Consider the following 12,859-nt stretch of genomic DNA (forward strand, 5'->3'; position numbering starts at 1 on the left):
AGCGCGGCGTTAGCGAGACTAGTTCTGGTTCAAATCCGACGCCCGCGAGACTTGCTCCTGTGCCGGGCCTTGTCACATTAGGAGAGATGAATATGCGCGCAGCTTACCTGACCGCTCCCCTCGCCGTCCTGGGCGCCTTTGCCGCCAATGCCGGTGGCTACACCCCCCCGGTGGTCGAGAGCGGCGTCGTGGCTCCGGTGGTCGAAACCGCTCCGGTCGGCGACTGGGCCGGCGGCTATGCCGGTCTGACCCTGGGCTATGCCTTCGGCGGCGAAGACGATGTCGGCGTCAACTCGGTGGGCGGCCTCGGCGGCACCCCGGACGAGCTGAAGCTGAACGGCGTCAATGGCGGCGTGCATGTCGGCTATCGCTGGCAGCGCGACCGCTGGGTCTTCGGCCCCGAGCTGGGCTATGAAGGCGGCAGCGTCGAGGACAGCTTCTCGACCGACGGTTACGACGCCGAATCGAAGGTCAAGAACGTCCTCGCCCTGCGCATGAAGACCGGCTACGAAGTCAGCCCCGGCATGCTGGTCTATGGCATCGCCGGTGTGGCGCGCGCCAAGGTCGACTATTCGGTCGAGGGCACCGGCGGCGCTGGCGCCATCGACCTGAACGACAGCTATTCCAAGACCGGCTACATCGTCGGCCTGGGCGCCGAGAAAAAGCTGAACGACCGCATGTCGGTGACCGGCGAATATGAATTCGCCAACTTCGGCAAGGAAACCCTGGAAGACGGCCTCGGCGCCTCAACCAACGCCACGGCGAAGTTCCACAACGTCAAGCTGGGCCTGAACTTCAAGTTCTGATCCGCAAGATCTGATCCGGCTCCACGGACGGGACAGGGGTCGCCTTCGGGCGGCCCTTTCTCGTCAGCGCCGCCGCGGCTGGCCGATGGGCAGCGGGATCGCCCGCGGTCCGCAGGCGATGGCCAGTCCACGCGGGACCAGCGCCTGCACGGCCGCATGGTCATGCGCCAGGCCGCCGGTATAGGCGCCGAAGGCCGGCAGCAGCAGATGCTGCGGCCCCAGCAGGAAGGCGCGCCGCCGCTCGCCGGCCAGGCGCACCACCGGGTGGAAATGCCCGGATATATCCGGCCCCGGCCCGGCCTCGTGCCGCAGCGCGACCGGGCCAAGCCGCAGCTCCGCCGCCGAGCGGCCGGGCAGGTGCCGCGGCGCGGCCGGGTCGTGGTTGCCATGCAGCCAGACCCAATCCCGCCCGCGCGCCAGCGCCAGCAGCGCGCCCGCGACCAGTGGATCCAGCGCCTGCGCCGCCGCCAGGTCGTCGAAACCGTCGCCCAGGCTGACGACGACCTCGGGTGCCAGAGCCGCGATCTCGCCGGCCAGGCGCTCCAGCGTCGCAAGCCCCTCATAGGGCGGCAGCAGCGGGCCGCCGCGCCGGGCCAGGCGCTCGGATTTTCCCAGGTGCAGATCGGCCACGACCAGCCAACGCCCGCCCGGCCACCACAGCACGCCCGAGCCCCGCGCCTCCAGCGACAGGCCATGGAAATCGAACAGGTATCCGGTCATCCGATGCCTTCCAGCCCGGCCTCGCGCATCAGCGCCTCGGCCTCGATCCGGGCCAGCCGCTCGCGGCCCTCGCCGCGGATCGGCACGCGGCCCATTTCCAGCAGCAGCGGCGCGGCCAGGGGCGAGACGCGGTCGAGCAGCCGGTGCTCGCGCCGGGGCGAGCGCGCCAGCATCTCCTCGATGCGGCCGAAATCGACCAGGCCGCGCCCGGCCTCCTGGGCGGTGACGCGCAGCATCAGGTGGTCGGGGTCGTATTTGCGCAGCGTGTCATAAAGGATGTCGCTGGAAAACGTCGCCTGCCGCCCGGATTTGCGCAGCCCGGGCATATTGCGCTGGATCAGCCCGGCCACGATCGCGACATTGCGGAAGGTGCGCTTCATCACCGCGTTCTCGCCCAGCCAGTCGCCCAGGCCCGCGCGCAGCCGTTCCGCATCCAGAAGCGGCGCCGGATCCGCGACCTTGTCCAGCGACCAGACCAGCAGCGCGTAATCGGTCGAAATGAAGCCCAGCGGGCCCAGCCCTTCCTGCTCCATCGCGCGCGTCAGCAGCAGGCCCAGCGTCTGCAGGGCATTGCGCCCGGCAAAGCCATAAAGCGCGAAATGCCACAGCCCGGCATGGGGAAAGCTCTCGGAGAGCAGCAGCCCCGGTTCGGGCAGGCGCGAGACCTCGGCCTGCAAACCCAGCCAGTCGCGGGTGTCGGGCGGCAGCGCCGCATGATGGGCCGGATCGCCGATCAGCGCCAGCACCCGATGCGCAAGCTGCGTCGACATGGCCAGCTTCACCCCGGAATAGACCGCGATCTTCGGCTGTCGCGAGGGATCGGGCGTGACCTCGACCACCATCTCGCGCAGCGCGTCCATGCGCACCACGCGGCCGCCGATCAGGAAGCTGTCGCCCGGCGTCAAGCCGGCGGCGAAGGCTTCCTCGACCTCGCCCAGGGGGGCGCCGCCACGGCCGCGCAGGCGGACCTTCAGCATCTCGGCCTCGACGATGGTGCCGACATTCATGCGCAGAAGCTTCGCCGCACGCGGGTCGCGCAACTGCCACAGCCCCCCGCGCAGCATCAGCCGCTGCCAGCGGTCATAGGCCCGCAGCGCATAGCCGCCGGTGGCCGCGAAATCCAGGCAGGCGTCGAAATCGGCGCGCGCCAAGCCCCGATAGGGCCCCGCCGTCACCACCTCGGCATAAAGCGCATCGGCGTCGAAGGGCGCGGCGCAGGCGGTCAGCAGCATATGCTGGCAGAGCACGTCCAGCGGCCCCGGCCCGCGCGGCTCGCCGTCCAGGTCGTGCGCGCGCACGGCCTCCAGCGCCGCCACGCATTCGATCTGCTCGAAGCGGTTCGCCGGCACGATCCGCGCCTTCGAGGGCGCGTTATAGCGGTGGTTCGCCCGGCCGATGCGCTGCACCAGCCGCTTGACGTTCTTCGGCGCGCCGACCTGGATCACCAGATCGACCGCACCCCAGTCGATGCCCAGGTCCAGGCTGCCGGTGGCGACCACGGCGCGCAATTCGCCTGCCGCCATCGCCGCCTCGACGCGAGCGCGCTGCTCGCGCGCCAGGCTGCCGTGATGCAGGCCGATGGGCAGGTTTTCGTCATTCGCGGCCCAGAGCGCCTGGAAGAACAGCTCGGCCTGCGCCCGCGTGTTGATGAAGATGATCGTGGTGCGCGCCGATTTCACCGCCGCCAGCACCTCGGGAACCGCGTAATGCCCGCCGCCGCCGGACCAGGGCGCGGGGCGCGCGGTTGGCAGCATGGCGATATCCGGGTCCGGCCCCGGATCGGCCTCGACGATCTCGACCGGTCCCGCGCCGGCCATGAAGCGGGCCAGCGCCTGCGGATCCTCGACCGTCGCCGACAGCCCGGTCACCCGCAGCCCGGGCGACAGCGCCCGCAGCCGCGCCAGCCCCAGCATCAGCTGGTCGCCGCGCTTGCTTTCCGCCAGGGCATGCAGCTCATCCAGCACCACCCGGCGCAGCCCGCCAAAGATCGCCGGCGCCTCGGGATAGCTCAGCATCAGGGCCAGGCTCTCGGGCGTGGTCAGCAGGATCTCGGGCGGATCGACGCGCTGCCGGCGCCGCTGCGTCTGGCCGGTGTCGCCGGTGCGGTCCTCGACGCGGATGCCCAGACCCAGCTCGGCCACCGGCCGGCCCAGGTTGCGGGCGATATCCGCCGTCAGCGCCTTCAGCGGCGAAACATAAAGCGTATGCAGCCCCTTCCGGCTTTCTCTGTTTTCCAAATACCCATCCGGCCCCGCCACCGGCGCCAGCTCCACCAGCGAGGGCAGGAACCCCGCCAGCGTCTTGCCGCCGCCGGTCGGCGCGATCAGCAGGCTGTCGCCCGGCGCCGCCAGCAGCGCCAGCTGATGCGGATGCGGCTGCCAGCCCTGCCGCGCGAACCAGTCCGAAAACAGCTCCGGCAGGATCACAGCATCGCCTCGAGCGTGTCCAGCCGATCCGCCTCGGCCGCGGGCTTGTCCCAGCGGATGCGGCTGATGCGCGGAAAGCGCATCGCCACCCCCGAGCGGTGCCGGGTCGAGCGGTTCAGCCCCTCGAAAGCCACCTCGACCACCAGCTTCGGCGCCAAGGCGCGGACCGGGCCGAAGCGCTCGGTGGTATTGGCGCGCACGAACTTGTCCAACTCGCGCAGCTCGGCATCGGTGAAGCCGAAATAGGCCTTGCCGACCGGCACCAGCTCGTCGCCCTGCCACAGGCCAAAGGTGAAGTCGGAATGAAAGCCCGAGCGCTTGCCATGGCCGCGCTGCGCATAGATCAGCACCGCATCGACCACCATCGGGTCGCGCTTCCACTTGAACCAGGGCCCGCGCGGCCGCCCGGCGACATAGGCCGAATCGCGGCGCTTGATCATCACCCCCTCGATCACCGCCGCCGGAGGATCGGCGCGCAGGGCCGCCAGATCGTCCCAGCTCGCGAAATCCAGCAGCGGCGAGATGTCGATGCCCGGCCCGAAATCCGCGCCTTCCAGCACGGCGCGCCGCACGGTCAGGGGCTCGGCGCGCAGGTCGCGGCCCTGCCAGATCAGCAGGTCGTAAAGCCGCAGGCCGGCCGGGTGGCTTGCCAGCAGCGCGCGCCCCACCGCCTTGCGGTTCAGCCGCTTTTGCAGCTCGCCAAAGGGCGCCACCTCGCCCTCGCGCCGGACCAGCAATTCGCCATCGGCGCTGCCGTCGAAATGCATTGCGTCGATCACGTCGGGAAAGGCATGGGAAATATCCTCTCCCGTCCGGGAATAAAGCCGCTTGACCCCGCCGTCGCTGACCGCCTGCACGCGGATGCCGTCCCATTTCCATTCCGCGACATGCTCGGCCGGGTCCAGCGCGCGAAGCTCGTCCAGATCGGTCGGTGTCGACAGCATCACCGGCCGGAACGGCGCCAGCGCCGCGCTTTCCGGCCGCGCCCCGCCGCCGATCCAGCCGAAAAGCGGCGCATAGGGTGGCGCCAGCCCGTGCCAGATCTCTTCCAGATCGGCGACCGAGGGCGCGCCCATTCCGGCCAGCGCCATGCGCGCCATCCGCGCCGACAGGCCGACGCGCAGATTGCCGGTGGCGAGCTTCAGGAAGGCCAGCCGCTCGGACGGTCCCAGCCGGTCCAGCATCCCGGCGATCGCGCCGGGCAGCCCGGCCTTGCCGGTGGTCTGCAGCAGTTCGACCGCCTGCGACAGCGGCGGGTCGTCCTCGGCACCCTCGGGCCAGACCAGCGCGATGGTCTCGGCCAGGTCGCCGACGAAATCATAGCTCAGCGCCAGCAGCTGCCCGTCGATGCGCTCGGCCGCCAGCCCGCGCAGCAGAGAGGGCGTGACCCGGCGCAATTCCAGATCGCCCGTCAGCGCCGCCAGGGCCCAGCCGCGATCCGGGTCCGGCGTGCGTTCCAGGTAATGCTGCACATGTTGCAGCTTCGCGTTGCGCGCCGGCGTGAAGGCCAGGCGTTCCAGCAGGGCGGCGAAGGCCTTCATTCCTCGGCCTCGTCCTCATAGCCGACCAGCCGCAGCGGCCGGGCCGGGATCTGCGCCAGCTCGCACCAGCGGATCACGCCATCCTCGGTGCCATGCGTGACCCAGACCTCGGACGGGCCCAGCTCGGTCAGCGTGCCGGTCAGCATCGGCCAGTCGACATGGTCGCTGATGACCAGGGGCAGCTCGACGCCCCTTTGCCGCGCCCGCGCCCGCACCGTCATCCAGCCCGAGGCGAAGCCCAGCACCGGGTCGCGAAAGCGCTGCACCCACAGGCTCGCGAAGGCCGAAGGCGGCGCGATGACCAGCTGCGCCGACACCTCGTCGGCCGTGGCCGGGACCAGTTCGCCCAGATCGACGCCCTGCTGGACGTAATAGTCGCACAGCGTCTTCAGCGCGCCATGGATGGCGATGGGCGCGTCATAGCCCGCCGCGCGCAGCAGCGCGATCACATGCTGCGCCTTGCCCAGGGCATAGGCGCCGATCAGATGCGGGCGGTCGAGAAACTCGGCCATGCTGGCCAGCAGCTTCTCGACCTGCGTTGCGGGCTCGGGGAAACGGAACACCGGAAGGCCGAAGGTCGCCTCGGTCACGAAGATGTCGCAGGGCACGGCTTCGAACGGCGCGCAGGTCGGGTTCGGCTGCCGGGTGTAGTCGCCCGAGACGACGATGCGGCAATCGCCCGAGGTCACCGCGATCTGGCTGGAGCCCAGCACATGCCCGGCCGGGTGAAAGCCGACCGAGACGCCGCCCAGCCGCATCTCGCCCGCCGCGACCTGGGTCGAGCCGGCGAAGTCCGGCCCCATGCGCAGCCGCATGATGTCCAGCGTCTGCCGCGTCGCCAGCACGGCGCCATGGCCGGGGCGGGCGTGGTCGGAATGGCCGTGCGTGATCAGCGCGCGCGCGACCGGGCGCAAGGGGTCGATGTGGAAATCGCCCTCGGGGCAGTAAAGCCCGGCCTCGGTCGGCAAAAGGATCGGATCGGCGCGCATGAGCCCAAGATGTAGAACATTTCGTGAAAATCAACCCGGCGCCAGCGGGCGGCCGTGAAAGATCGTCTCCATCGAGAAAACGCCGGTGACCCGTTCCAGATCCATGTCGGCGATCAGCCGCTTGTAAAGCTGGTCGTAACCCGCCATGTCGCCGACCACCGCCTTGGCCATATAATCCCACTCGCCGCCGATGCGGTGGAACTCGGTGATCTGCGGCAGGGACTCGATCCGGGCGCGGAAACGCCGCGCCCAGGCGTCGTCGTGATGGCGGGTGCGGACCATGATGAAGACCGTCAACCCCAGCCCCAGCCGGCCGGCGTCGATGACGGCGCGGCTGCCCTGCAAGACGCCGGCCTCGGTCAGCCGCTGCAACCGGCGCCAGCAGGCGTTCTGCGACAGGCCGATACGCTCGGCCAGTTCGCGCTGCGACAGGCTGGCGTCCTGCTGCAAGAGCCGCAGCAGCTGGTTGTCGGTTTCGTCTATTTCGAGAGTTTTACCGTTCATTTGACAACAATATTCGCGGTTTTCGCCAATATCCAGCGGTGATTTTGCGGTGATCCCGGGTCAAGATCCGGCAAAAGCGCGAAAGGACCGAGCCATGACCCCGTTTGACAGCTATCTTGCCGCCCTTGGCCCCGATCCGCTGGCAAGCATCCATGACGGCATCATCGGCCGCGACGCGGTGATCCAGGGGCCGTTCGGGCCGCGCCGGATGATCTATGCCGATTACATCGCCTCGGGCCGGGCGCTGCGCCCGCTGGAGGCCTGGATCATGGAGAATGTCCTGCCCTGGTATGCCAACAGCCACACCGAGGCCAGCCATTGCGGCGGCACCATGACCCGGATGCGCCGGGCGGCGCGGGCGGCGATTGCCGAAGGCGTCGGTGCCGGGCCGGAGCATGCGGTGGTCTTTGCCGGCGCCGGGGCGACGGCGGGGATCAACCGGCTGGTGCATCTGTTCGCCGCGGGGCCCGGCACCACGGTGCTGATCGGCCCCTACGAGCATCACTCGAACATCCTGCCCTGGCGCGAAAGCGGCGCAAGCGTGGTCGAAATCCCCGAGGCCGGGATCGGCGGCCCGGATCTGGACGTCCTGCGCGCGGCGCTGCGGGCCGCGCCCGGCCCGGTGATCGGCGCCTTCTCGGCCACCTCGAACGTCACCGGGACGCTGACCGATGTGGCCGGGGTGACGGCGATCCTGAAGGCTAAGAGCGCACGCGCGGTCTGGGACTATGCCGGCGGCGCGCCCTATCTGGCGATGGACATGCGCCTCGGCATGGATGCCATCGTGTTCTCGCCGCACAAGTTCATCGGCGGGCCGGGCGCCTCGGGCGTGCTGGTGCTGCGCCGCGATGCGGTCGTGGCCGACCGGCCCAGCCTGCCCGGCGGCGGCACGGTGCGCTTCGTCTCGCCGCACGGCCACGACTATGCCGCGAGCGTCGAGGCGCGCGAGGAGGGCGGCACGCCGAACGTGGTCGGCGACATCCGCGCCGCGCTGGCGCTGCTGACCAAGGCGGCGGTGGGCCAGCCGCGCATCGCGGCGCGCAATGCCGAATACCTGGCGCTGGGGCTGGCGCGGCTGGGTGCGCATCCGGGGATCGCGCTGCTGGGCAAGCTCGACGCGCCGCGCCTGCCCTTCTTCAGCTTCCGCATCCGCGACGGGCGCGGCGGCTTCATCCACCAGCAGCTGGCAACGCGGATGCTGTCGGACCTGCATGGCGTGCAGGCGCGCGGCGGCTGCGCCTGCGCCGGGCCCTATGTGCACCGGCTGCTGGGGCTGGATGCGGCGGAATCGGACCGGCTGCGCGCGGCGATCCTGAAGGGCGACGAGATCGAGAAGCCCGGTTTCGTCCGGCTGAACCTGTGCTGGGCCGCAAACCGCGCCGAGGTCGAGGCGATCCTGGATGCCGTCTGCGACCTGGCCGATCACGCGGGCGATGACCTGGCGCAGTATCGCTGCAACCGCGCCACGGCGATCTTCACGCCGATTGCGGCGGAATAGCCGCGCGGGCGCAGACATAGTCGCGCACCAGCGCCACCCGGCGCGGCCGGAAGCTGGCGCCGCCGGACCGCATCGCCTGGATGCGCGCGACATGGAAGATGCGGAAATCCTCGCGCAGCTTGCAATGCGCCAGCAGCATGACGTGGTTCTCGCTGTAGCTCAGGCCCAGGGGCCAGATCTCGCGCGTGCTGCGGGCCTCGGCCAGGTCCAGGTAGTCGATCTCCAAGCTGCGCTCCTGCCACAGCGCCTCGCGCAGCAGGGCCATGTCGATCCGCGGCGCCGCGCGCTGGCTGGCGGGGCGGAACAGGCGCATGGTCGCATGCATGGCGTGGCGGCCCTGGCTCTCGGGCAGGGTGGCGAGGATGCGGGCCATGGCGGCCTCGCCCGCCTCGGTCAGCTCGCCGTCGCCCAGCGCGCGCAGGGCCGAGATCGCCAGCAGCAGCGCCTCGATTTCCAGGCGCGAGAAGCTTTGCGGCGGCAGGGCCGGATCCTCGGTCAGGCGATAGCCGACGCCCGCCTCGCCGTCGATCAGCGCACCGCCGGCGCGCAGCGTGGCGATGTCGCGGTACAGCTGGCGCGGCGAAACGCCGGTCTCATGCGCCAGCCGCGCCGCCGTCACCGGGGCCGGCAGGCGACGCAGCGCATCCATCAGTCGCATCAGCCGGTCGGTGCGGGCCATGCTGTCACCTTCTGTCAGGGTTTCCGGGCCATTCTGGCCGCATCATCACAGGAGGCCAAGATGCTGACGCTTTACCACGCCCCGCAAAGCCGCTCGTCCAGCGTGATCGTGCTGCTGAAGGAACTCGACGCGCTCGACAAGGTCGAGATCCGCCAGGTGACGATCCCGCGCCAGGACGGCAGCGGCGGGCGCGATCCGGCGAACCCGCACCCCGAGGGCAAGGTGCCTTTCCTGGTCGAGGGCGCGGACCATGTCCGCGAACGCGGCGCCATCATGCTGTATCTGACCGACCGCTTCCCCGAGGCCGGGCTGGGGCCGCTGCCCGGCGATCCGGCGCGCGGGCGCTATCTGGGTTGGCTCAGCTGGTATCAGGGCGTGCTGGAGCCGGTGGCGATCCTGAATTTCTTCAAGATCGAGCACCCGGCGCTGGACGCGACCTTCCGCGACTACGACACCGCGATCCAGCGGCTGGAGGAGGTGCTGTCGCGGCAGGACTACCTGCTGGGCGACCGCTTCTCGGCCGCCGACCTGCTGGTCGCCTCGCCCTTCGCCTTCTTCGGCGAGGGCATGCCGCGCCCGCCGGCGGTCGATGCCTGGGTGCAGCGGATTCAGTCGCGCTCCTCGATGGCCTGGGCGCGCGAATTCGACGGCTGAGCCGGGACGGCGCCGGGAAGGCGTGCCAGCTGCACCATCAGGATGCCGGCCGCGACGACCAGCGCGCCCAGCACGTCCGAGGCGCCGAAGCGTTCGCCCAGCAGGGCGGCGGCGATGGCGACGCCGAAAAGCGGCGACAGGAAGTGGAATGTCGCCGCCCGCACCGCGCCGACGCGGTTCACCAGCAGGAACCACAGCCAGGTCGCGCCGATGCCGGGCGCGATCACGGTATAGACAAAGGACCAGACCAGGGTGCCGCTCCACAGCACGGGGCGGCCCCATTCCAGCATCGCGGCCGGGACCAGCAGCGCCGCGGCGCCGACCGCCATCTGCAGGCCGACGATCATCATCATGTTGCGGCTGCCGCCGGCGCCGCGCGCCGCCAGCGTGGCGAAGGTCAGCGCCACCACGCCGCCCAGGCACAAGAGCAGCCCCGGGATGTCGAGCCCGTGGCGCAGGCGCACGCCCATGACCAGCGCCACGCCGATCACGCCGGCGACCAGCCCGGCCACCGCCATCGGCCGCAGCTTTTCCGCGTAGAGCAGCCAGCCCAGGAAGGCGACCAGCAGCGGCATCATCGAGGCGATGATCGCGGCGGCCGAGGCCTCGACATGCTGCATGGCGACCCAGTTCAGGCCCAGATACAGCGCGTTCTGGCACAGGCCGAAGACGATCACCGTGCGCCACTCGGCCCGGCTGAGCCGCCAGCTCTGCCCCATGGCCCAGGCCAGCGGAATCGCCACCAAGGCCGACAGCGCGAAGCGGATCACCAGCGCGGTCAGGGGCGGCGCGGCCAGGACGATGATGCGGGTGGTGGTAAAGGCCGAGGCCCAGACGAGGGCAAAGCCCGTGCCCATCAGGATGGCTTTCAGGTCCATCGCGCTTTCCCTTGCTGCCTGCCCCCTTGGGCTAGCAGATCGGGGGGCGGGCGCAAGGGCAAGGCGCGGCGCGTACACCGCGCGTACACCGGCCGTGCACCGGGCATGCACCGGCAAGCGGGGGCCGGGCATGAAGAAGGGCCGCGCATCCCCTGCGCGGCCCCTCGTGACGCGAGCGCCGGAGCTCAGGCGTTCACGCTGTCTTTCAGGGCTTTCGCGATGGTGACCTTGACCACCTTGTCGGCGGGCTTCGTCATCATTTCCTGGGTCTGCGGGTTGCGGACCTGGCGTTCGGGACGGGCGCGGCAGGCGACCTTGCCGATGCCCGGCAGGGTGACGGCGCCGCCCTCGGCGACGGTTTTCGACACGACGGCCGACAGCGCATCCAGAGCCGCGGCGGCGGTCTTCTTGTCGCTGCCCATCTCATCGGCCAGGGTGGCGACGAGTTGGGTCTTGGTCATCGGTTTCGAAGCGGCCTGGGCCATGTTCTGTCTCCTCGTTGTTCCCCGTTCGGGAAATTTTCGGACGCCACCTTGGCGGCACGAACGCCGCTACACAAGCTTTTTGCGCGCAGTTCAAGCGTTTTCCTGTGGATTCCGCGGTTGGACGCAGCGAAAAGCCGCGGAAAACGGCCTGTCAGAGGAAAGCGGTCTCGTTGAACGACCTCAACTTGCGCGAGTGGATGCGTTCCAGCGGAGTCGCGCGCAGTTTCTCCATCGCCCGGATGCCGATCAGCAGGTGGTTCGCGACCTGGGTGCGATAGAAATCCGTGGCCATGCCGGGCAGCTTCAGCTCGCCATGCAGCGGCTTGTCCGAGACGCAGAGCAGCGTGCCATAGGGCACCCGGAAGCGGAAGCCGTTCGCGGCGATGGTGGCGCTTTCCATGTCGAGCGCGACGGCGCGCGACTGCGACAGCCGCTGGACGGGGCCGGACTGGTCGCGCAGTTCCCAGTTGCGGTTGTCGATGGTCGCCACCGTGCCGGTGCGCATGATCGCCTTGAGGTCGTAGCCGTCAAGCTGCGTGACCTCGGCCACCGCCTCTTGCAGCGCCACCTGCACCTCGGCCAGGGCCGGGATCGGCACCCAGACCGGCAGGTCGTCGTCCAGCACGTGATCCTCGCGCAGATAGGCATGGGCCAGGACGAAATCGCCCAGCGACTGCGAGTTGCGCAGCCCGGCGCAATGGCCGACCATGAGCCAGGCGTGGGGGCGCAGCACGGCGATATGGTCGGTCGCGGTTTTCGCATTCGAGGGCCCGACGCCGATATTGACCAGCGTGATGCCGTCGCCGTCCGGGCGTTTCAGGTGATAGGCCGGCATCTGCGGCATCTTGGCGCCGGTGGCAATGATGTCCTCGGGCCGCTCCAGCACCTGGTTCCCGGGCGCGATGAAGGCGGTATAGCCCGACTCGGGATCGGACAGCGCGCGGCGGGCGAAACCCTCGAACTCGTCGACATAGAACTGGTAGTTGGTGAACATCACGAAATTCTGGAAATGCTCGGGCAGGGTCGCGGTGTAATGCGACAGCCGCGCCAGCGAGTAATCCACCCGCTGCGCGGTAAAGGGCGCCAGCGGCTGGCTGCCGTCCGGGTTCAGCCCCGCGGTGCCGTTGACGATATCGTCGTTCATCGTGTTCAGGTCCGGCACGTCGAAGACGTCGCGCAGCGAATAGTTCAGCACGCCCTCTTGCGGCACGTTCAGGTCGCTTTGCGTCGCCACGGCGAAATGCACCGGCATCGGCGTGCCGCTGTCGGCGACCGAGACCGGAACGCCGTGGTTCTTCATCAGCAGCCCGATCTGCTCGGTCAGGTAGCCGCGGAACAGGTCGGGCCGAGTGATCGAGGTGGCATAGACCCCGGGCAGCGCGACATGGCCGAAGGACAGCCGCGAATCCGTCTTGGAATGCACCGGCACCCGCAGCCGCAGCTCGGGGTAGAAAGCGCGATAGCGCGCCTGCGGCCGGGCGCCCTGCAAGGTGGCGACGAAGCGCTCCAGCAGGAAATGCGAGGCGCGTTCGTAAAGTTCGATCAGCCGCGCGACGGCGGCGGCGGGGTCGTCGAAGGACTGCCGCTCGGCGGGTTCGGGCGTTTCCAGGGGAAGGGTCCGGCGGTCGGTCGTCATGCGCGCTCTCCAATTTGGCGCCAGAGTGCCAGCGCGCCCCGCC

12 protein-coding genes are annotated in these 12,859 nt (G+C 69.8%); 3 read left to right on the forward strand and 9 right to left on the reverse strand.

The window, feature by feature from the left end; all coding sequences use genetic code 11:
* Positions 1-92 precede the first annotated feature (92 nt).
* A complete protein-coding gene (locus ASV56_RS06670; protein ID WP_253879893.1) occupies positions 93-806 on the forward strand; it encodes an outer membrane protein in 714 nt (237 codons plus the stop codon).
* 63 nt (positions 807-869) lie between these two features.
* On the opposite strand, the gene pdeM is transcribed toward ASV56_RS06670, so the two are convergent.
* The 5 genes from pdeM to ASV56_RS06695 are packed head-to-tail and all read right to left on the reverse strand — an operon-like array spanning position 870 to position 6,986.
* Entirely contained in the window at positions 870-1,526 is a 657-nt protein-coding gene (pdeM, locus tag ASV56_RS06675) for a ligase-associated DNA damage response endonuclease PdeM (RefSeq protein WP_062561295.1), read from the reverse strand.
* Positions 1,523-3,952: a ligase-associated DNA damage response DEXH box helicase gene (locus ASV56_RS06680; protein WP_062561296.1), complete on the reverse strand. Its 2,430-nt coding sequence runs from the start codon at positions 3,950-3,952 to the stop codon at positions 1,523-1,525. The genes pdeM and ASV56_RS06680 overlap by 4 nt, the downstream gene beginning before the upstream one ends.
* Complete coding sequence (locus tag ASV56_RS06685; protein ID WP_062561297.1) at positions 3,949-5,493, reverse strand: cisplatin damage response ATP-dependent DNA ligase; 1,545 nt, start codon at positions 5,491-5,493, stop codon at positions 3,949-3,951. Before ASV56_RS06685 ends, ASV56_RS06680 begins: the two co-directional genes overlap by 4 nt.
* Positions 5,490-6,482 (reverse strand): ligase-associated DNA damage response exonuclease, encoded by a 993-nt coding sequence (locus tag ASV56_RS06690; protein ID WP_062561298.1) that lies wholly within the window; start codon positions 6,480-6,482, stop codon positions 5,490-5,492. Before ASV56_RS06690 ends, ASV56_RS06685 begins: the two co-directional genes overlap by 4 nt.
* A gap of 30 nt (positions 6,483-6,512) precedes the next feature.
* Positions 6,513-6,986, reverse strand: a complete 474-nt coding sequence (locus ASV56_RS06695; protein WP_062561299.1) for an Lrp/AsnC family transcriptional regulator — start codon at positions 6,984-6,986, stop codon at positions 6,513-6,515.
* A gap of 94 nt (positions 6,987-7,080) precedes the next feature.
* Here ASV56_RS06695 and ASV56_RS06700 point away from each other — a divergent pair, with 94 nt between their 5' ends.
* On the forward strand, positions 7,081-8,484 hold the full coding sequence (locus ASV56_RS06700) for an aminotransferase class V-fold PLP-dependent enzyme (protein WP_062561300.1): 1,404 nt from the start codon (positions 7,081-7,083) through the stop codon (positions 8,482-8,484).
* On the opposite strand, the gene ASV56_RS06705 is transcribed toward ASV56_RS06700, so the two are convergent.
* Positions 8,462-9,163: a helix-turn-helix transcriptional regulator gene (locus ASV56_RS06705; RefSeq protein WP_062561301.1), complete on the reverse strand. Its 702-nt coding sequence runs from the start codon at positions 9,161-9,163 to the stop codon at positions 8,462-8,464. The two genes, ASV56_RS06700 and ASV56_RS06705, sit on opposite strands and share 23 nt — an antisense overlap.
* A 60-nt stretch (positions 9,164-9,223) precedes the next feature.
* Here ASV56_RS06705 and ASV56_RS06710 point away from each other — a divergent pair, with 60 nt between their 5' ends.
* Positions 9,224-9,817: a glutathione S-transferase family protein gene (locus tag ASV56_RS06710; protein WP_062561302.1), complete on the forward strand. Its 594-nt coding sequence runs from the start codon at positions 9,224-9,226 to the stop codon at positions 9,815-9,817.
* Here ASV56_RS06710 and ASV56_RS06715 read toward each other — a convergent pair.
* The 3 genes from ASV56_RS06715 to ASV56_RS06725 form a co-directional block, all read right to left on the reverse strand.
* Positions 9,772-10,695, reverse strand: coding sequence for a DMT family transporter (locus tag ASV56_RS06715; RefSeq protein ID WP_062561303.1), 924 nt, complete (start codon positions 10,693-10,695; stop codon positions 9,772-9,774). The two genes, ASV56_RS06710 and ASV56_RS06715, sit on opposite strands and share 46 nt — an antisense overlap.
* Before the next feature lie 185 nt (positions 10,696-10,880).
* Positions 10,881-11,180, reverse strand: coding sequence for an HU family DNA-binding protein (locus ASV56_RS06720; protein ID WP_017998648.1), 300 nt, complete (start codon positions 11,178-11,180; stop codon positions 10,881-10,883).
* A gap of 151 nt (positions 11,181-11,331) precedes the next feature.
* Positions 11,332-12,816: an AMP nucleosidase gene (locus ASV56_RS06725; protein WP_062561304.1), complete on the reverse strand. Its 1,485-nt coding sequence runs from the start codon at positions 12,814-12,816 to the stop codon at positions 11,332-11,334.
* Positions 12,817-12,859 lie beyond the last annotated feature (43 nt).

Source organism: Paracoccus aminovorans (genome assembly GCF_001546115.1).
Classification (GTDB): domain Bacteria; phylum Pseudomonadota; class Alphaproteobacteria; order Rhodobacterales; family Rhodobacteraceae; genus Paracoccus; species Paracoccus aminovorans_B.